At 62.2% G+C, this 19,724-nt stretch carries 14 protein-coding genes and 1 riboswitch; of the genes, 5 read left to right on the top strand and 9 right to left on the bottom strand.

What is annotated here, in order from left to right; genetic code table 11:
• Nucleotides 1-21: 21 nt before the first annotated feature.
• The 6 genes from gcvH to LCM24_RS08415 form a co-directional block, all read right to left on the bottom strand.
• Nucleotides 22-393: a glycine cleavage system protein GcvH gene (gene gcvH, locus LCM24_RS08440; protein ID WP_090477853.1), complete on the bottom strand. Its 372-nt coding sequence runs from the start codon at nt 391-393 to the stop codon at nt 22-24.
• A 5-nt stretch (nt 394-398) separates the two neighbouring features.
• Nucleotides 399-1,586 carry a glycine cleavage system aminomethyltransferase GcvT gene (gene gcvT, locus LCM24_RS08435; protein WP_224803627.1) on the bottom strand — a complete coding sequence of 396 codons (1,188 nt, stop codon included), beginning with the start codon at nt 1,584-1,586 and terminating at the stop codon, nt 399-401.
• 158 nt (nt 1,587-1,744) lie between these two features.
• Nucleotides 1,745-1,841, bottom strand: a riboswitch (glycine riboswitch).
• Nucleotides 1,842-1,897: 56 nt separating this feature from the next.
• Entirely contained in the window at nt 1,898-4,510 is a 2,613-nt protein-coding gene (gene metH, locus LCM24_RS08430; RefSeq protein ID WP_224803626.1) for a methionine synthase, read from the bottom strand.
• Entirely contained in the window at nt 4,510-5,550 is a 1,041-nt protein-coding gene (locus LCM24_RS08425; protein WP_224803625.1) for a homocysteine S-methyltransferase family protein, read from the bottom strand. The genes metH and LCM24_RS08425 overlap by 1 nt, the downstream gene beginning before the upstream one ends.
• 2 nt (nt 5,551-5,552) lie before the next feature.
• Nucleotides 5,553-6,452 (bottom strand): methylenetetrahydrofolate reductase [NAD(P)H], encoded by a 900-nt coding sequence (gene metF, locus LCM24_RS08420; protein ID WP_263617997.1) that lies wholly within the window; start codon nt 6,450-6,452, stop codon nt 5,553-5,555.
• A 17-nt stretch (nt 6,453-6,469) separates the two neighbouring features.
• Nucleotides 6,470-7,429, bottom strand: coding sequence for an ArsR/SmtB family transcription factor (locus LCM24_RS08415; RefSeq protein WP_224803623.1), 960 nt, complete (start codon nt 7,427-7,429; stop codon nt 6,470-6,472).
• Between the two features lie 317 nt (nt 7,430-7,746).
• Between LCM24_RS08415 and LCM24_RS08410 the strand changes: the two genes are divergently transcribed.
• Nucleotides 7,747-9,717 carry a glycoside hydrolase family 3 C-terminal domain-containing protein gene (locus LCM24_RS08410; RefSeq protein ID WP_224803622.1) on the top strand — a complete coding sequence of 657 codons (1,971 nt, stop codon included), beginning with the start codon at nt 7,747-7,749 and terminating at the stop codon, nt 9,715-9,717.
• Between the two features lie 42 nt (nt 9,718-9,759).
• On the opposite strand, the gene LCM24_RS08405 is transcribed toward LCM24_RS08410, so the two are convergent.
• On the bottom strand, nt 9,760-11,184 hold the full coding sequence (locus LCM24_RS08405) for an aldehyde dehydrogenase family protein (protein ID WP_224803621.1): 1,425 nt from the start codon (nt 11,182-11,184) through the stop codon (nt 9,760-9,762).
• Between the two features lie 75 nt (nt 11,185-11,259).
• Nucleotides 11,260-13,116, bottom strand: a complete 1,857-nt coding sequence (locus LCM24_RS08400; protein ID WP_224803620.1) for a beta-galactosidase — start codon at nt 13,114-13,116, stop codon at nt 11,260-11,262.
• A gap of 67 nt (nt 13,117-13,183) precedes the next feature.
• Here LCM24_RS08400 and LCM24_RS08395 point away from each other — a divergent pair, with 67 nt between their 5' ends.
• From LCM24_RS08395 to galK, 4 genes are read left to right on the top strand one after another with little or no spacing between them, the layout of a single operon-like run.
• The gene (locus tag LCM24_RS08395) at nt 13,184-14,677 is read left to right on the top strand and encodes an SLC5 family protein (protein ID WP_224803619.1); all 1,494 of its coding nucleotides are present in this window, start codon (nt 13,184-13,186) and stop codon (nt 14,675-14,677) included.
• Nucleotides 14,674-16,776 (top strand): alpha-galactosidase, encoded by a 2,103-nt coding sequence (locus tag LCM24_RS08390; RefSeq protein ID WP_224803618.1) that lies wholly within the window; start codon nt 14,674-14,676, stop codon nt 16,774-16,776. Before LCM24_RS08395 ends, LCM24_RS08390 begins: the two co-directional genes overlap by 4 nt.
• Nucleotides 16,773-17,780, top strand: coding sequence for a UDP-glucose--hexose-1-phosphate uridylyltransferase (locus tag LCM24_RS08385; RefSeq protein ID WP_224803617.1), 1,008 nt, complete (start codon nt 16,773-16,775; stop codon nt 17,778-17,780). Before LCM24_RS08390 ends, LCM24_RS08385 begins: the two co-directional genes overlap by 4 nt.
• The gene (gene galK / locus LCM24_RS08380) at nt 17,777-18,859 is read left to right on the top strand and encodes a galactokinase (protein WP_224803616.1); all 1,083 of its coding nucleotides are present in this window, start codon (nt 17,777-17,779) and stop codon (nt 18,857-18,859) included. The genes LCM24_RS08385 and galK overlap by 4 nt, the downstream gene beginning before the upstream one ends.
• Here galK and LCM24_RS08375 read toward each other — a convergent pair.
• Entirely contained in the window at nt 18,856-19,722 is an 867-nt protein-coding gene (locus tag LCM24_RS08375) for an aldose 1-epimerase (RefSeq protein ID WP_224803615.1), read from the bottom strand. The genes galK and LCM24_RS08375 overlap by 4 nt on opposite strands.
• Between the last annotated feature and the right edge of the window lie 2 nt (nt 19,723-19,724).

Genomic DNA, 19,724 nt, shown 5'->3' with positions numbered 1-19,724 from the left:
GCGCCCGGTCGGGCGTTTAGATCAAAGCTCGTCGCAGAAGCTCTTGTAGGCCTTGTCGTCCATCAGCCCTTCGAGCTGGGACTTGTCGGAAACGGTCATGCGGAAGAACCAACCGTCTTCCTCGGGCGAGGTGTTGACCAGCGCCGGATCGTCTTCGAGCGCGGAATTGGCTTCCGTCACTTCACCGCTGATGGGCGCGTAGACGTCGCTCGCGGCCTTGACGCTTTCGACCACGGCAGCGTCCTTGCCCTTTTCCAGCATGGTGCCGCTTTCAGGCAATTCGACGAACACGATGTCGCCAAGCTGACCCTGCGCGTAATCGGTGATGCCAACAGTGGCGGTGTCGCCTTCCAGGTCGATCCATTCGTGTTCTTCGGTGAAATAACGGGCCATCTGTCTCACTTCCCTCTGTGATAGCGGTGGGGGACGAAGGGCATGGTCGTGACCTTCGCGGGCAGTCTCTTGTTACGAACCTCGACCTCGACCTCGGTTCCCGGTTCGATGTGGCTTTTTTCAAGGTAGCCCATCGCGATCGGGTGTCCGAGCGAAGGCGAAAAGCCGCCGCTGGTGATGCGGCCGATTTCGGTATCACCGTCGAAAACCTTGGCCCCTTCGCGGGCGGGCAGGCGCCCTTCGAAGGTCAGTCCGACGCGCTTGCGTGCGGGGCCGGAGTTGACGACGTCCATCACTTTTTCGTGCCCCATCCAGCCGCCTTCCTCGCGGCGGCGCTTGGTCAGCGCAAAACCGAGATCGGCCGAGACGGGATCGGTTTCGGTCGTGATGTCGTGGCCGTAGAGCGGCAGGCCGGCTTCGAGGCGCAGGCTGTCGCGCGCGCCCAGGCCGCAAGGGCGAACCTCGATTTCAGCACACAAGCGGTCGCACAGGCTCTCGGCGAATTCGGCGGGGACCGAAATTTCGAAGCCGTCTTCGCCGGTATAGCCGGCGCGTGTGATGCGCAGCGGCCATTCGCCGAAGTCGTGGACCACGCTTTCCATGAAGATCATGTCTTCGATGGTGTTGCGCATGACGCGATTGAGCGCGGTGGCAGCGTTGGGGCCTTGCAGGGCGACCAGCGCGTGCTCGTCCATGTGGGTCAGCGTGACTTCGTCGGGAAGGTGCTCGCGAAGGTGGGCGATATCGTCCCACTTCATCGCGCCGTTGACGACGAGATAGTAGGCCGGATCGCCCCAATGCCCTTCGGTGCCAGCTTCTTCGTCGGCCTCGATCCACGCCGTGGCATTGGTGACCATGAGGTCGTCGAGGATGCCGCCATCTTCGTCGATAAGCAGCGAATAGCGCACCTTGCCGGGCTTCAGGGTGGTAATCGCGCCGGGGAGCAGCTTTTCGAGCTCCGCGGCGACGTTTTCGCCGGTCAGCATTAGCTGGCCCATGTGGCTGACGTCGAACAGGCCCGCCTGGCTGCGCGTCCATTCGTGCTCGGCAACGATCCCGCCGCCCGATTCCGCCGAATACTGGATCGGCATTTCATAGCCTGCGAACGGCACCATGCGGGCGCCCTTGCGGCGATGCCAGGCATCCAGCGGCAGCTGTTCGATTTCCTGCGGTGTGTCGGTATTATCGCTCAAGACGCATCCCTTGGTGGCAAGCATGGAAGCGCCGCGAACGGCGCTGAAACAACCCATGCCCCCTCTGTCGGGAAACCTGAGAGACTGGCGCGCAAATGAGCACGCGTACCCCTTCGGTGGTCCGCCGCGGCTGCGACAAACGCTTTCCAGAGTGTCGATGGCAGCGCACGGTCCCTGGGCCTGAGAGTTTCCGGGGCGGTTGCTCCTTCGGCGCCGGGCGGGTGTCCCCCGCACAGGCTCTCCCATGCGCGCCTGCCGCAGAATCGCCCCTGCAGCCGACGGTTCAGCCCTGCGCGATCACGGCGCTGCGGTCAATCCAGATTGGGCCTCAACCAGCGCTCCGCCGTCGCAATATCCACACCGCGGCGCGCGGCGTAATCTTCCAACTGGTCGCGGCCGATCCGGGCGACACCGAAATACTGGCTTTCCGGGTGTCCGAAGTAGAACCCGCTGACCGCCGCCGTGGGATACATGGCGAAGCTTTCGGTCAGCGTCAGCCCGACATGCTTTTCAGCATCGAGCAGGTCGAAGAGGATAGGCTTGAGGCTGTGGTCGGGGCACGCAGGATAGCCGGGCGCAGGACGAATGCCGCGGTACTCTTCCTTGATCAGCGCCGAATTGGTCAGCTGTTCCTGCGGCGCATAGCCCCACAGGTCGGTGCGCGTGAACTGGTGCAGTCGCTCGGCAAAGGCTTCCGCGAAACGGTCGGCCAGTGCCTTCAGCAGGATGTCGGAATAATCGTCCTTGTCCTCGAGGAAGCGCTTGGAATGCGGCTCGATCCCGTGGATGCCGACAGCGAACCCGCCGATCCAGTCACCTGCCGGGTCGATGAAATCGGCAAGGCACATGTTGGCCCGGTCGCGCGACTTCTTCACCTGCTGGCGAAGGAACGGCAGGACCACGTGCTCTTCGCGATCGACGCGGTGGATGGTGACATCGTCCCCGTCGCGTGCGCAGGGCCAGAATCCGGCCACGCCCTTGGCGGTCAGCCACTTCTCCTCGACGATGCGGTCCAGCATTGCGTTGGCGTCGTCGAACAGCTGCTGCGCGGTCTCGCCGACCACTTCGTCTGTCAGGATTGCCGGATAGGTGCCGTGCAATTCCCAGGCGCGGAAGAAGGGCGTCCAGTCGATGTATTCGCGCAGGTCCGCGAGGTCCCAATCGTCGAAGGCGTGGATCCCCGGCCTGAGCGGCGGGGCCGCCTTGTCGGACAGGAAAGCGTCGTAGAAATTCGCGCGCGCTTCCTCGATCGGGAGAAGGACACTCTGACCCTTGCCTGCCCGCGCGTCGCGCACCTTCCCGTACTCGGCTGCGGTGGTCTCGACGAACTCGTCGCGCTGGGTGTCAGATAGCAGGCGGCTGGCAACGCCCACCGCACGGCTCGCATCGAGCACATGGATCACGGGCCCGTCATAGGCCGGATCGATGCGCAAAGCCGTGTGGACCTTGCTGGTGGTCGCCCCGCCGATCAGTAGCGGCATGGTCATTCCCTCGCGCTGCATTTCCTCCGCCACGGTGACCATCTCGTCGAGAGAAGGCGTGATGAGGCCCGACAGTCCGATCATGTCGGCCTTCTCGTCCCGGGCGGTCTGGAGAATAGTGGACCACGGCACCATGACGCCGAGATCGATGACCTCGTAGCCGTTACATTGCAGCACCACGCCGACGATATTCTTGCCGATATCGTGGACGTCGCCCTTTACGGTGGCCATCACGATCTTGCCCTTGGACTGGTCGGCAAGGCCGGACGCTTCCTTTTCGGCTTCGATAAAGGGAATGAGGTGGGCGACCGCCTTCTTCATGACGCGTGCGGATTTCACCACCTGGGGCAGGAACATCTTGCCGCTGCCGAACAGGTCTCCGACCACGTTCATGCCGTCCATCAGCGGGCCTTCGATCACCTCGATCGGGCGGTCGAACTGCTGGCGCGCCTCTTCGGTATCGTTGACTACATGCGCATCGATACCCTTGACGAGCGCATGTTCGAGACGGCGCGCCACGTCCCAAGCGCGCCATTCCTCTGCGGCTTTCTCGTCGGCCGCAGACTTGCCCTTGTAGCTTTCGGCAAGGTCGATCAGCCGCTCTGTCGCGTCTTCGCGGCGCATGAGGATGACGTCCTCGCACGCCTCGCGCAGTTCGGGGTCGATCTGATCATAGACGTCGAGCTGGCCCGCATTGACGATGGCCATATCGAGCCCGGCGGGGATCGCGTGATAAAGGAAGACCGAGTGCATCGCGCGGCGCACGGTTTCGTTGCCGCGAAAGCTGAAGGAGAGGTTCGATAGCCCGCCACTGGTCTGGGCATGCGGGCACCGCTGCTTGATCTCGCGTACCGCCTCGATGAAATCGAGCCCGTAGCGGTCGTGCTCCTCGATCCCGGTCGCCACGGCGAAGATATTTGGATCGAAGATGATATCCTCGGCGGGAAAGCCGATCCCGGTCAGCAGGTCGTATGCCCGCGCACAGATCTCGACCTTGCGCTCTTTCGTGTCGGCCTGACCGGTCTCGTCGAAGGCCATCACGACCACGGCCGCGCCGTAATCCATGCAAATGCGTGCGTGTTCGAGGAAAGCCTCTTCGCCTTCCTTCATGCTGATCGAATTGACGATCGGCTTGCCCGAAACGCATTTGAGTCCCGCCTCGATCACTTCGAATTTCGAACTGTCGATCATCACCGGCACGCGCGCGATGTCCGGCTCGGCGGCGATCAGCTTGAGGAAGGTCGTCATCGCCTTCTCGGCGTCGAGCAGGCCTTCGTCCATGTTGACGTCGATTATCTGCGCGCCGTTCTCGACCTGCTGGCGCGCGACTTCGACGGCGGTGTCGTAATCGCCCGCCATGATCAGTTTCTTGAACCGGGCCGAGCCGGTCACATTGGTGCGTTCGCCGATATTGACGAAGCGGGCAGTGGTAAGGTCACTCATCAGGCAGCAATCGTGAAAGGTTCAAGTCCGGCGAGGCGCATCTCAGCTTCGCTGTCCGGGACCGAGCGCGGCGTCAGCCCTTCGACGGCGCGGGCCATCGCAGCGATATGATCGGGCGTGGAGCCGCAGCATCCGCCCAGCGCATTGATACGGCCGTTTTCCGCCCACACGCGGGTCAGCGCGGCGGTCGTCTCAGGCACCTCGTCATATTCACCGAGATCGTTCGGGAGGCCCGCATTGGGATAGGCCATGAGGTAGGTGTCGGCGATGTCTGACAGGATCTGGACGTGGGGCCGCAATTGCTCAGCGCCGAAGCTGCAATTGAGGCCGATCGTCAAAGGCTTGGCGTGACGCACTGTGTGCCAGAATGCTTCCACCGTGTGGCCTGACAGGTTGCGGCCCGAAAGGTCGGTCAGAGTGAGCGAGATCATGAGCGGGATGTCCTGCCCGAGCTCACGCTCCAGCTGCTTCACGGCCATGATCGCGGCCTTGCAATTGAGCGTATCGAAAACCGTCTCCACCAGGATGAAATCGGCCCCGCCCTCGATCAGCGCTGCGCATTGTTCACGGTAGACGTCGACGATCTCGTCGAAGCTCACTTCACGGTAACCGGGGTCTTCGACATCCGGCGAAAGGGACAGGGTCTTGTTGGTCGGCCCCACCGCCCCTGCGACGAAGCGCTGGACCCCGTCGTTGCGTACATCAATTGCCTCACGGATGATGCGAGCGGCTGAAACGTTGATCTCGCGCACAAGCCCCTCGGCGCCGTAATCCGCCTGGCTGATCCGGTTGGCGTTGAAGGTGTTGGTTGCGAGGATGTGTGCGCCCGCGTCGAGATAACTGTCGCAAATTTTGCGGATCACCTGCGGCTGGGTGAGGTTGACCAGGTCGTTATTGCCCTTCTGGTCCTGCGTCAGGTCTGTGCCCGCCGCATAGTCCTCGGGCGCGAGATTGGCGCGCTGGATCTCGGTGCCATAGGGCCCGTCCTTGATCAGGATGCGCTGCGCTGCAGCGGCGATAAAGTCGTCTCTCTTGGACATTGTCAGGCCTTCGGTCGCAGGCCGAGCATATGGCAAATCGCGTAGCTCAGCTCGGCGCGGTTGAGAGTGTAGAAATGGAACTGGCGAACGCCGCCGGCATACAGGCGGCGGCACATTTCGGCGGCGATGGTGGCCGAAACCAACTGGCGGGCATCGGGCTTCTCATCGAGCCCTGCAAACAGCCCTTCCATCCATCCCGGAATGCCGGTGCCGCACAGGCCGCTCATGCGCTGGACGGCGCCGAAGCTCAGTACCGGCATAATCCCGGGCACGATCTCGCCCTCGATCCCGGCCGCGACGGCCTTGTCGCGGAAATCGAAGAAACATTCCGGCTCGAAGAAGAACTGGGTAATCGCGCGGGTCGCGCCGGCATCGAACTTGCGCTTCAGATTGTCGAGATCGGCCTGGCGATCGGGAGAATCCGGATGCACTTCGGGGTAGGCTGCGACCGAGATTTCGAAATCGGCAATCCGCTTTAGGCCGGCAATCAATTCGACCGCATTGGCATAGCCACCAGGGTGCGGCGTGTAGGCGGTTCCGCCTTCCGGCGGATCGCCGCGCAGCGCGACGATATGCCGCACACCCTCTTCCCAGTATTCGCGGGCCACTGCGTCGACTTCCTCGCGCGTCGCGTTGACGCATGTCAGGTGAGCGGCGGCAGGCATCGAGGTTTCGTTCACGATCCGGCGGACCGCCGCGTGGGTTCGCTCCCGGGTGGAACCGCCTGCCCCGTAAGTCACGGAAACGAAGCGCGGCGACAGGGGCGCCAGGGTTTCGACGCTTTCCCAGAGCGTCTGCGCCATCTTGTCGCTCTTGGGCGGGAAGAATTCGAAACTGACGTCGATATCGCCAGGAAGGCCCGAAAACAGCGGGGTTTCCAGGGCTCTTTGCGCTTCACGCATCTGGTCGAGTGTCGGACTCACATTACTTTCCTTGCTTGGGTCGCATCGCGGCGCGCGACCCATATTTTAACCGCCAGCTCGCCATCCTCGAGCGATATCGGATCGGCCGGATCGTATCCTGCCTCGAACAGCAATCCCGCCATGTGATCGTCGGCAAAACCCAGCCGTGCGTGGGCATGGCGCTCGCGCAGGTCTTCGCGGTGGTGTGCGGCGAAGTCCACGATGGCGATCCTGCCGCCTTCCCGCGTAACTCGTGCCGCTTCCGCCAGAACCGGGCGTGGGTCGGTGGCGAAATGCAGCACCTGGTGAAACAGGACCGTATCGAAGCTGTCTTGCGGGAATGGGAGAGAAGCGAAGTCCCCCTGCATCAGCTCCACACGGTCGGTAGGCAGGTGCTGAAGCTTGGCACGGGCCACGCGCAACATGGCAAGGCTCTTGTCCAGCGCGACGATGTGATCCGCTTTCTCGGCGAAGAGTTCCGCCATCCGGCCCGTTCCCGTGCCGATATCGAGCAGTCGCCCGAGCCCTCCTTCGCCCAAGGCGGATCGCAAGGCGCTTTCCACTTCATCGTCCGAGGAATGGAGGCGGCGCAGTTCGTCCCAATCGTGGGCATGATCTGCGAAATACTGCTCGGCCTGATGCTCTCTTGCAGAACGGATCTCGGAAAGTTTGCGTCGATCGCCCTCGCACAGGGCCCCGAGTTCCTCGTCCACCTCTTCCGCCTGGCAGAGAAGGTCCAGGACATCGCCGCACATCGGCGTATCGCTGCGTGCGCGAAGGAATATCCAGCTACCTTCCCGGCGCCGTTCGGCCAGTCCGGCATCGCACAGGATGCCGATGTGGCGCGACACCCGTGGCTGGCTCTGGCCCAGTACCTGTGCGATTTCGCCCACCGCGAGTTCCATCGAGCCCAGGAGGCGCAGGATACGCATCCGGGTCGGATCGGAAAGGGCACGGAAGATCGCTTCGGTCCGCATTTCCCGAAGATATAAAGATATTTTTATATCTGTAAATCGTCTCGCCGGAATTTGATGAGACGAGTGTTTCGCACGGTCGAACCGCGTCGGGCGATAACCGTTAATTTACCACTGATTGGCACAGTCCACCCCTGAATTTCCAGCGCTTCGCCGATGCCGGCGGTCGCATTTTCGGGAGGATCGATGCCCAAGCGTTTTCAGCCCTGGCTACGGCCGGTGCACCAGCTCCACGCGGGCTGGATGGAAGGCGCTGGCTCGTGATTCACGCGTTTCCGGATCCTGATGGCGAGCGGGTTGTCGCTGACCTTCTCGCTTACATGACGATTGAAGAGAAAGCAGGCCAGCTAGCCGTGGTGTCTGCTCCGGACCCCCAGGACCGTGCAGAGGTCGAACGTTTCACCCAAGCCCTGCGCAGTGGCCGGGTGACGGCGGTGGAGGGCATCTCCTCGAAGATCCAGGCGGAAGCCTTCCAGCAGATCGCGATAGAGGAATCCCGGCTTGGCATCCCACTTCTCTTCCCGATGGAGACCGGCACGGGGATCGAAACGATCTTCCCGACCCCGCTGACGGCAGCTGCAAGCTGGGACATGGAAGCGATCGCTGCTGCCGAAGCCGTCATTGCCGAAGAAGCCCATGCCCTGGGCTGCAACTGGGCCTTGTCACCCGATGCCGGTTATCTGCCGCTTTCGAGCCAGCCCGACACGTCCCGCGATGACCAGGTCGATCTCGTCGCCGCTATCGCCGCAGCGCGGGTCCGGGGATTGCAGGCCAACGGGGAGGCCGGGCGCGAAGGCGTGCTCGCTTGCCTGGACCTCGCCTCGATAGTCGGGCGGGCTGCTTCCGGGGTCGCCGAGGAGAAGAATATCGCGGAAGCCATGCGCGTCGCTGCGAGCGTAGTGAGGCAGGGCTATCTCGGGTCGATCTCCGTCGGAGGAGGCAATGTCCAACGGCGTCGTGCCGCCCGAAAAGCGTTTTCCTTTTTGAAAGAGGCCGGCGCTTTCGACGGCATTATTCTTTCGGAATGGAAATCCCTTGCCGCCGCCGCGCGCGACAGCGAACCGATCGAAAGCGGCGATTCCATGCCGGTCGATGCACTCGTTGCTGCGATCGAAAAAGGAAAGCTACCGCTCGCACGGCTCGACGACGCAGTATCGAGGGTTTTGCGCGCGAAATATGCGCTGGGGCTCTTCACCCTTCCGCTGGGAAAAGAGGCGATACGCAGCAGGGGCAGCTTGCCGACGCCGATCCAGAACCGGGAAACGGCGCTCAATCTCGCGAGGCGTTCGATCGTCCTGCTGCGCAATGAGCCGGCCTTGCTGCCGCTGGGCTTCGATTCCGGTGATCTCCTTGTAATCGGCGCTGCCGCGACAGACCGCAGTGCTCCCCTTGCCGGGCGCAAGGGGCTTGCCGCCAGCCTGATCGACGGGCTCGAACAGCTTGGTATCCCGCATAAATTCGCGCCGGGTCTCGCCCTTCGTCACGATGCGGGGAACATCGGCCGGATGATCGAAGCGGACAGCATGGCGATCGGTATGGCTTGCGAAGCAGCCAAGCGGGCACGCACGGTCATCGTCGTGCTCGGCGGCCGGGAAGGCAATGCTCTCGCCGAAGCCGAACGACAGCTTCTTGCCTCACTGCGGACGGTAACGGATCGCATCGTCCTTGTGACCCTCGGCGCGGCGGCACTCGATCCCATCATAGGAAACGAACCGCTTGCCTGCGTCCTTCACGCCGGACAGCTCGGCACCATGAGCGGCCATGCGATCGCAGAGGTGCTAACCGGGGAGGCGTCCCCGTCCGGCAAGCTTCCGGTCGCCATCAAAGAGGGCAACGGGAACCGCGGCCTGCCCTTCGGTCATGGCTTGCACTATGCAGATTTCGCGTTGACCGATTTCACCCTCGATCTGGCCGCCGACCGATTGGTGGCAAGCGTCCAGGTTCGGAACCTGGCGGATGTCGGCGGGATCGAGACAGTCCAGCTCTACCTGCGCCGATATCGCGGAAACCACCTACCCAGTCGCCTGAACCTGCGCGGGTTCGAGCGGGTGAAGCTGGCCCCTGGCGAGCGCAGGACGGTGACCTTCGAGATCGGTCGCGACCAAATCGGCCAACATCGTGAGGACGGGCGTTATATCACCGAGGGCGGTCGCTACGACGTGCGCATCGGCCTCTCGTCCAAGCGCGTGCTCGGCGGTGAAATCGAGCTGCCGGACGCCATCGCCAAAGCTATGAACAACCCTTTCGCCGGATCCGGATACGCGCCCCGGATCGGCCAGCGGAGAGCGTGAGCCGAGATGCCGCAGGTCGCGACACCTCGGCTCGATACCTGATCAAACCGCAGCGTCGCGCTTTACCGTGATGACCTGCGGGTTGGTGAATTCCTTCAGACCATCGAGACCGTATTCGGCACCGATGCCCGATTGCTTGTGTCCGCCGAATGGCGTGAAGGGCGACAGCTGCATGAATTCATTGACCCAGACAGTGCCGGTTTCGAGTTGCTCCGCAATCTCGACGCCCTTTTCCGTATCCTTCGTCCAGACCGCGCCGGCGAGACCGTATTCGGAATTGTTCGCACGCTCGATGGCTTCTTCGACGGTCGAGAACTTCATCAGCGGCATGACCGGCCCGAACTGCTCTTCCGCCACGATGCGCGCATCTTCCGGCGGATTGTCGAGGATGGTGATCGGCACGTAATATCCGGTGCCCGAAGGATCGGTATCTCCGCCAGTCAGGAACTGGTAGCCATTGTCCTTGGCGTCCTGGATCAGCTCGCAAACGCGCTCGAACTGCTTCTTGTTCTGGATCGGCCCGACCCCGGTGCCCTGCTGCGAACCGTCGCCGACGACGACGCCCTTGGCATATTCGGCAATCGCCTTGCTGAGATCGTCATAGATGTCTTCGTGTATGTAGATGCGCTTGGCCGCAATGCAGACCTGGCCGGCGTTGGAGAAGCTCGACCAGAAAAGCTGTTCGGCTACCTTCTCGACATCGGCATCGGGCAGGACGATGGAGGCGTCGTTGCCGCCAAGTTCCAGCGTAATGCGCTTCAGGTCGCGTGATGCGCCCTCCATGATTTTCTTGCCGGTGGCGGTGGAGCCGGTGAAGGTGATCTTGTCGATGCCGGGGTGCTCGGTAATCATCGGCCCGAGTTCGTCGGGGCCGGTGATGATGTTGACCGTACCGGCAGGCACGATGTCCTTGATCAGTTCCGCAATGCGCAGCGTCGTGAGCGGGGTGAACGGCGACGGCTTGAGAACGATCGTGCACCCTGCCACCAGGGCAGGCACGATCTTCTGGATCGCCATCATGATCGGGAAGTTCCACGGCACGATGCCGCCGACCACGCCAACCGGCACACGCCGCGTGCGCGACAGGCGCGTGTCGTCGTCCTGGTTGATCACATCATCGAGGGTCAGGGTCGACTGCGCTGCGGCAAGTCCTGCCGCGCCGTAGATTTCCTGCTGCGCCTGCGCATGGGGCTTGCCCTGCTCGCTGGTAAGGAGGCGGTACAGTTCCTCCGCATTGTCCTTGATCGCGGCCGCAATGCCCTGGACCACCTTCTGACGCTCTTCCGCGCTCGTTTTCTTCCAGGTCTTGAAGGCCCGGCGGGCTGCATCGACGGCACGGTCGAGTTCGTCCTTCGTGCACGACGGCACGACCCCGATGACCTGTTCGTTGGCGGGATTGACGACTTCGATGGTGTCGGAGGTGGTGACCATCTCTCCGTCGATCAGATTGGCATAGGCTTTGGTCATCGTCTCTCTCCTCAAACGCAAGAATCGGTTGCTTATCGAGACCCTATAGGTCGAACGCCCAACCGACAATCCGACTCAATCGAAGGATATCTGCGCGGTCAGATAGTCGAAGGTGAATCGGGTGCTTCCGCAAGTGCGGTACCTTATCCCCTTCGGTAAAGCTTCGTGGGGCAAACCCGCATCGCTTGCTGCCCTTTCGACCAATCGTTCGAACATGCTCCCTTCGGGCCATGTGCAGCAAAGCCGGAGGTTGCGATGGCGATAGCTGCAAACCTCTCCCGATCCCGCCACGAATTCCGGCTCCGCCTCGCCTTCATAGTGGTCGAGCCACCCCTTCGCAGTCCATCCGTCCCCAGTCATCTGCAACCGGTCCGACAGGCTCTCGCTCCTAACGATCTTACCGCCGATCAGATCAGCGAAATCCTGATCGACCAAGCCGCCGGGAATTGCGAAATCCTTATCGCGTGTGGCTGTCCTCGGGCCGACGACGATCTGGCCATCGAATCTCTTCAAGGCGTCGGCGAGACCCTCTGTCATCACCGGCAGGCAGGGGATCACGACGAGCGAATACCCGTCCAGTTCGGGTTCGGGAGGGAGGATATCGACGTTGAGGCCCAATCGCCGCAGCGAGGAGTAGGCGGAGAATGCAGCCCACAAGGCAGAGCGCCCTTCCCCCTGCGGCTGGATCTGGGTGATCCATTCACTGTCATAGGAGAAGATGAGCGCGGCGTGTTTGGGCGCTTGGCCGACCGCGCCGAGGTCTGCGATTTCCCGTCCGGCCGACGCTGCCTCGGCATAAGCGGGTGCAGGCTCCCCGTCCGGCCTCAGCAGGCCTGCGTGCATCTGTTCCTGCGCCTTTGGAAACTGCCGCCAGCGAAAATAGCTGACCATTTCCGCCCCGTGCGCGAAGGCTTCCATGGTCCACAACCGGACCATTCCGGGTAGCGGTGCGGGATTGTAGCGCGCCCAATTCACCGGCCCCGGCTGCTGTTCGAGCACGTTCCAGCGCCTGTCCTTCGCGCACCCGCGATAAAGGTCATGGTGAAACGCGGCGATGTCGGGATGACCCTGACGCGCGAAGTCACGCTTTTCCTCCTCGGTGAAGCGGAACATCTCGAGGAAGCCCAGCGGGTAGTTGTCCCAGCCCAGAACATCGAGGTCCTGCGCAAGGTCGTGATGGTCGTAACCGGTGTAGAAACCCATCGCGTTGTGCATGATGTCGCGACCGGGCGATGCCTCGCGCAGGATCTCGACCTGCGCCCTGTTGAAGCGGATAACCTGGTCCGAAGAAAACCTACGGAAAGCCAGCCAATGTGCCGGATTGGCTTCCGTCACTGTCTGGTTGGGTAGCTCGATTTCGTCGAAGGAACGGTATTCCATCGACCAGAACACATTGCCCCACGCTTCATTGAGCGTCGAGACAGAGCCATATCGTTCGGCAAGCCAGCGGCGGAAGGCATCGCGTGCGGCAGGCGAGAAGCTCTGCACCGTGTCATGACAGCCGTACTCATTATCGGTCTGCCAGCCGACCACGCCCGGATGTTGTCCGTATCGCTGCGCCACGACGCGCGTGATCCGGCGCGCTTCTTCGCCATAACCTTCGTGGCTGAAACAGTAGTGCCGCCTCGATCCGAACCCGCGCGGCTGTCCCTCGCGGTCGATCGCCAGCATGTCCGGCATGCTGTCGACGAGCCACTTCGGCGGCGTTGCGGTCGGCGTCCCCATGATGATGCCCAGCCCCGCCGAGTGCAGCGTCTCGACCGCCCGGTCGAGCCAGTCCCAATCGTATTGTCCGGGCTCGCGCTCGATGCGGCTCCACGCGAATTCGCCGATCCGGACGCGGGTGAGCCCGATCTCGCGCATCTGGCGCGCATCCTCGGCCCAGCGTTCCTCGGGCCAGTGTTCGGGATAATAGCAAACGCCGAGGTGCATCAGTGTCTCTCCATGTGCTTGCGTCTATCGCCGAATATGCGATGGATGCCAGCCTATTCGGGAGGGAATGGTGTTCGGCGATACAGCGGATTTCGCAAATGCGGGGCAGCTCGCGGTGTTTGTCGGGTTGACGGCGCTCGTCGCGCTGCTGACCTGGTGGAAGGTCAAAAGCGCAAAGCACGATGGATCCGAAAAGGACGTCTTCCTTGCCGGCAAGGGCCTGAGCTGGGTCTTCGTGGCAGGCGCGATTACGCTTACCAACCTGTCGACCGACCAGCTGGTCGGGATGAACGGCAACCAGATGTTGCTGCTGGCATGGTGGGAGATCGCGGGCTTCGTCGGCCTGATGACCCTCGCCTTCGTCTTCGTGCCGCTTTACTATCGGTATAACTGCACCACGGTCACGGAATTGCTGGAGAGGCGCTATGATGGACGTTCGATCCGCACGCTGATCTCGGCGATCTTCATACTCGGAAACTTGCTGATCTACCTGCCCGCGGCGCTTTATTCGGGAGGATTGTTCCTGCAATCGCTGTTCGGCGCGAATGTGCCATTGCTGGCCTTTTCTCTCGGCCTGGCCCTGATTGGCGCGGCCTATACGATTTTCGGCGGGTTGAGGGCCGTGGCCGTGATGGACACGTTTTCCGGCATCGGGATTCTGTTCCTCGCCCTCGTCATCGTGTTCCTTGCGCTGGCGGCGGTAGATTTCGACATTGTCACGGGCGTGCCGCCGGAAAGGCTGAGCATGGTGGGCAGTGCCGACAGTCCGATCCCGTTCCACACGCTTTTCACCGGCATGGCGTTCATCCAGATCTTTTACTGGTCGACCAACCAGAACATCACGCAAAAGGCGATGGCCGCGCCCACCGTCAAGGAAGCGCAGAAGGGCGTCTTCGCAGCCGCAGCCGTGCGTATCCTCGTGGTCCCGCCGATCGTGGTGATCCCGGGCGTCGTCGCCTTCAAGCTGTTCGGTGACGTGGGCGATGCCGCCTACGGCCGCTTGGTCGCCGAGGTTCTGCCGAGCTGGCTCTCCGGTGCTTTCGCGGCCATGGTCGCTGCCGCAGTGATCACGACCTTCAGCGCGGTGCTCAATTCCACCGTCGCGCTCTACTCGGTCGATTTCCACGAACGTTTCGTCGGCGAAGTGAAGAACCACTGGAAGCTGGGCGCGGCAATGAGCATGGTCGCTACCATCCTCGCCATGATCATGGTCCCGCTGTTCCAGAACGCTGAGAGCATCATCAACCTGCTCCAGCAGCTGAACGGGCTTTCCTCGATGCCGATCCTGTCGGCCTTCATCGTCGGATTGCTGTTCCGCAACGTTGCAGCCCGCTCGGCCATAGCAGGCGTGGTCTGGGGCATTTCGCTGTACGGCCTGTTCACGTTCAATGCCGGCTTCTCCGAGGCGGTCGGCATCCACTACATCGACTTCATGGTGGTCACCCTGTTCACGTCGGTTCTGGCCGCGCTCGGTTTCAACAGGTTCGTTCTGGGACGGCGCGCGGAATGGCTTGGCCTTTCCCTGTTCCGCGGCAAGGGCGAAGTTTCCGCGCAGGCATGAGCGAGGCAGAACTTCTGGAACTGCACGGCGACGAGTGGAGCCTCGTCATCGAACGCCTGCCCAAGGGTGGATTTGCTTGGCGTCACCTCGGGGAAAGGCTCGAGCCGGGAAGTCTGCCGGCCGCAAGAGACCTGATTGGTGCAACGACCTTCTCGATCGATGAGCCGCAACCCCTCCCCGTTTTCCCGCTCCACGGTTCCGGCTGGTTCGGCCCCTCGATCCTCTCATTACTCGCGAAAGACGCGCGTGCGCTCGATCCGGAATTCACCAGTTTCGAGGCCGTGTCATCCGGCGATTGTATAGAACTCCGCTTTGGCGACGACCGGGAAAAGCTGTCCTGCTCGCTGCGGTTCTCGAAATTGGCATCCGGGCTGACGATCGAAACGGCAATTCGCAACGAGGGGCGCGATCAGGTCGTTGTTTCCAGTCTGGCCAGCGCCTTTCTTCCCGTCTTCGCAAATGCTAACCGGATCATTTCCTGGCGTGGCCGTCATGCCGCCGAATTTGAGGAATGTGTCGAGAACCTGCCTGCGCATGGCTGGCATCGCACGACCCACGGGGGGCTGACGGGACACGGCGGACCACCTGCTTGCCAGATCTTGGCCGGTGAATGCGGGTGGCATTCTGGGCTTGCGTTCTCTGCGCAGCTTGCGTGGTCAGGCGACAGCCGCCTGGCAATAGAAAAGCATGACGAGGGAATGTGGTTGCTGACCGCCGAAGCAAGCATTTCCAACGGAGAGGTCCGGCTGGAGCCTGGAGAAAGCTACCATTCTCCGACGCTGCTGGTCGCCATTTCCGGAGCGGGCCGCAATGGCGTCGCTGCGCAGCAACATTCCATGGTTCGCGCGATCGCAGAGTATCCGGCAGGTGAGATGCGACCGCGTCCGGTCCATCTCAATAGCTGGGAAGCGTGCTATTTCGCGCATGACGAGGCGCGCATAAAAGCGCTCGCGAGCGCTGCCGCCGTAATCGGGGTCGAGCGGTTCGTTCTGGACGATGGCTGGTTCAAGGGCCGCGATAACGACCGGGCTGGCCTGGGCGACTGGAAACCCGATCCAAGAAAATACCCGGCGGGATTGGCACCGATAGCCGAGCACGTCCGGAGCCTGGGCATGGAATTCGGCCTTTGGGTAGAGCCGGAAATGGTCAATCCGGACAGCGATCTCTACCGGGCTCACCCGGACTGGGCACTCACAACCCGCGGCACCCCCGGGCCGACCGCACGCTCCCAGCTGGTCCTCGACATGCGGCAACCCGCCGTTCGCGATTATCTCTTCGAAGAACTCGACACCCTGCTTTCCTCGGCGCCGATCTCTTACCTGAAGTGGGACCATAACCGCGCGCACGCCCCCTCGGGCGGATCGGCACAGGTTCGCGGCACCTACGCGCTGCTTGCACGCATTCGTGAGGCACATCCCGATGTCGAGATCGAAAGCTGTGCAGCCGGCGGCGGCCGGATCGATGCGGGCATTGTCCGCCATGTCCACCGCTTCTGGACGAGCGACAATATCGACGCGATCGCCCGCATCCCGATGCAGCGCGGTTTCCTGGCGTTCTTCCCGTCGGAAATGATGGGCGCCCATATCGGGGCTTCGCCAAGCCACGCGACTGGCCGATCACAATCGCTCGGCTTTAGAGCGGCGGTTGCCTGCCAGGGTCATTTCGGCATCGAACTCGATCCGGCTGAACTCGATCCGTCTGAACGTGATGACCTGGATCAATGGGTATCGTTCTACAAACGCTGGCGCGGTCTTGCGCATGGCGGGCAAACCCTGCTTGGCGAAGGGCCCAATGGGCTGACGTGGCAGGCGCAAGGTAACGGACGTGAATACATCCTCTGGATCATGCGCACCGACGTCTCCCATCAACGGCGCGATGCGCAGCTCCCGCTACCCTTCGCGGCAGGGCAGGACTGGCAGGTGCGCCTGCTGGACCTGGTCGGAGGTGACCATGTGCTGGCGGCGCGCAGCGGCAAGGCAATTGACGCAATGAGGGAAACACCGCTCACCTTCAGCGGGTCCTGGTTGGCGCGTGCGGGTCTTCCGCTTCCCGCGTTGAACGCAGAAGGTGTGGCCATATTCCACCTGGAGGCAGCATGAGCGAAACCGCGCCCCATCGCCGCAAGAACCTCCTCACGGGGGACTACGTGCTCGTTTCCCCCCAACGCATTGCAAGGCCTTGGCAGGGAGAGCGAAAGAAAACGCAGGACGAAAAGCGGACCAGGCATGACCCCACTTGCTATCTGTGTCCGGGTAACGAACGAAGCGGCGGGATCGTCAACCCCGACTACGAAGGCACCCACGTCTTCCCGAACGATTTTCCCGCTCTTCTGGAGGAAAGCGAAAAGCGCGCGGATTCTGACCTCTTCATCGAAGAACCGGCGTGCGGCGAAGCGCGGGTCATTTGCTATTCTCCCGACCATTCGGCGACCCTCGCCCGCATGTCCGCCACGAACAGGCGATTTGTCGTCGACACTTGGTGCTCCTTGTCAGCCGACGTCGGTTCCCGCTGGGCCCACGTCCAGTTGTTTGAGAACAAGGGCGCCATGATGGGCGCCTCATCGCCCCACCCCCATGGGCAGCTCTGGGCCAGTGATTTCGTGCCTACGGAAGTCCGGAGCGAAGATGACCGGCAACGCGAATATTTCGAGAGATCCGGGACGAACCTGCTTGCCGATGTTGCGAAAAGAGAGGCCGAAGCGCAGCAACGCATCGTTACCCAGAATGAACGCTGGCTCGCGATCGTGCCCCATTGGGCCGCCTGGCCATTCGAGACCCTGCTTATTGCGCGGGCCGATGACCGCCGGCTCGAGGATCTAGACGAAGAGGGTCGAGAGGCGCTTGTCGACATTCTCGGCCAACTGCTTCCCGCCTATGACCGACTGTTCGATACCGATTTTCCCTATTCGATGGGGTGGCATGGAGCCCCGCAGCAACTGGGGGACGATACCGGGCACTGGCGTCTCCATGCTCATTTCTACCCGCCGCTCTTGCGGTCGGCGGACATTCGCAAGCACATGGTAGGCTTCGAACTGTTGGCAGAAGCCCAGCGCGACCTTACCCCAGAATCGGCGGCAGAGCGGATCAGGGCGGAACTTCGATGAACGCAAACCTGATCGAGCATACGGCAGATGACTTCGCAGCGGCGTTTGGACGTTCCGCACAAGGCGTAGCCTTTGTGCCGGGGCGCGTGAATCTCATCGGAGAACACGTAGATTACAACGATGGCCTGGTCCTGCCGATGCCCGTCCGCGAAGGGACCGCGGTGGCATGGGCGCCTGCCGACCATGGCGAAATTGCCGTTCGCGCTGCCAATCTGGATGCGAGCGACCGATTTGCTGCATTCGAACCGTCCCGGCCGACCGAGACCGACTGGCGATCTTATGCGCGGGGGATGGTCGCACATCTCGATCTCCCGCCTGGCACGGGCCTGGACCTATTGGTCCGCGGCGACCTGCCCCGTGGGTCGGGTCTTTCGTCATCCGCATCGTTCTGTGTCGCGCTTGGGCGTGCGGTTGGCGCTGCTTTGGGTCTCGACCTTGACGCACGCACGCTTGCGAAAGCGGCCCAAAGTACCGAACACGACTGGGCAGGCGTTGCCTGCGGCATCATGGACCAGATGGCAGTAGCAGCAGGGGAAGCGGGCAAAGCGCTGCTCCTCGACTGTCGCACCCTCGATTACGAGCAGTTTGAGCTGCCGTCAGATTGGGCCGTCGCGATTGTCGATAGCGGAGTGACGCGCGGGCTTGTCGACGGGGAATACAACTTGCGGCGCCAACAGTGCGAAGCCGCTGCGCGCAAGATCGGAGTTGCGAGCCTTCGGGATGCGGACAGTGCCATGTTGGAAAGCGCGGAATTGAATGAGCTGGAATTCAAGCGAGCTCTCCATGTCGTCGAAGAGATCGACCGCGTCGAAAAAGCTACGCAATCCATCATGGCAGCGGACCTCTCGGCGATGGCGTCGATCCTGCGAGAGGGGCACGCCTCCCTGCGTGATCTGTTCGAAGTAAGCATTCCGGCAGTCGACCAACTCGTCGAACGCATCGACAATGTGCTTCAAGGGCGTGGCGCAGCCAGGATCACCGGCGCGGGCTTCGGTGGCTCGGTGGTCGTGATCGCGGAACGCGCGGCGCTGCCGGACCTGGAACGAAACCTGGATCGTCCGGTCAGGCCGGTATTCTAGGAGGTTCCGCGCACCGCTATCGACATTGAAACTGTCCATTCCTCTCCGGGGGCAAGCGTGCGCATTCCACCCTCGTCCGGCATCCGGTTGATCGCATCGGTCGCGTGGCTCACCGGCTCTATGCAGAAGTAATCTTCACCCTGCGGCACGTACACAACGGTGCAATCGAGATCGTCGCTGGGCGAAATTCGCGCGATCAGTTTCCGCTCGGGCCAAATGATATCCAGGTGTCCTTCGCGGCCCGCATACACGGTATCGACGATCCGTGTGTCGACCGGCTGCCCACCCCACCAGTCGCGCGGTTGGCTATGGCGCTTCAAACCGAGAGGAAGGCACGCTTCATCGACCTGCCATTCGCCATGATGAAACCCGCGATAAATGGTTTGCGAAGTGCGCGGGAAATAAGGGTGGAAGCCCAGACCTGCCGGCATGGGACTGCCCGCCAGGTTTCTGATCGACATTGAAGCGTGCAGGCCGGATGCATCGAGGGCATATCCTGCGCGCGCTCTGAACTTCCAAGGCCAAGGGCTTTCCCGATATTCCAGACCTATGATCGCATGCCGGGCGGATTTCTCGACCACATCCCAAGGCGAGGTCCAGCCAAAGCCATGCAAGACCGGCTCTTGTGGAGCTGTCGGATGGTTCCTGTCCAGCTGTACTGTCCGCCCCATGAATTCAAAGCGCGAACCCGCGATACGATTGCTGAACGGCACGAGCGGGAAGCACGAGCTATCGAGGACCCCGTCGCCTACGGCGGACCGCATGATATCGTGCCCACGCCACCGAAATGCCGAGAGGCTGCCTCCGATTTCGGGATTGATGGCGACCGCATAATCGTCCGCTTCGATGACTAGCGAGGACATGG

It is taken from the genome of Qipengyuania aquimaris (assembly GCF_020171965.1).
GTDB lineage: Bacteria > Pseudomonadota > Alphaproteobacteria > Sphingomonadales > Sphingomonadaceae > Qipengyuania > Qipengyuania aquimaris_A.
This window is presented reverse-complemented; position numbering and strand designations above follow the sequence as displayed.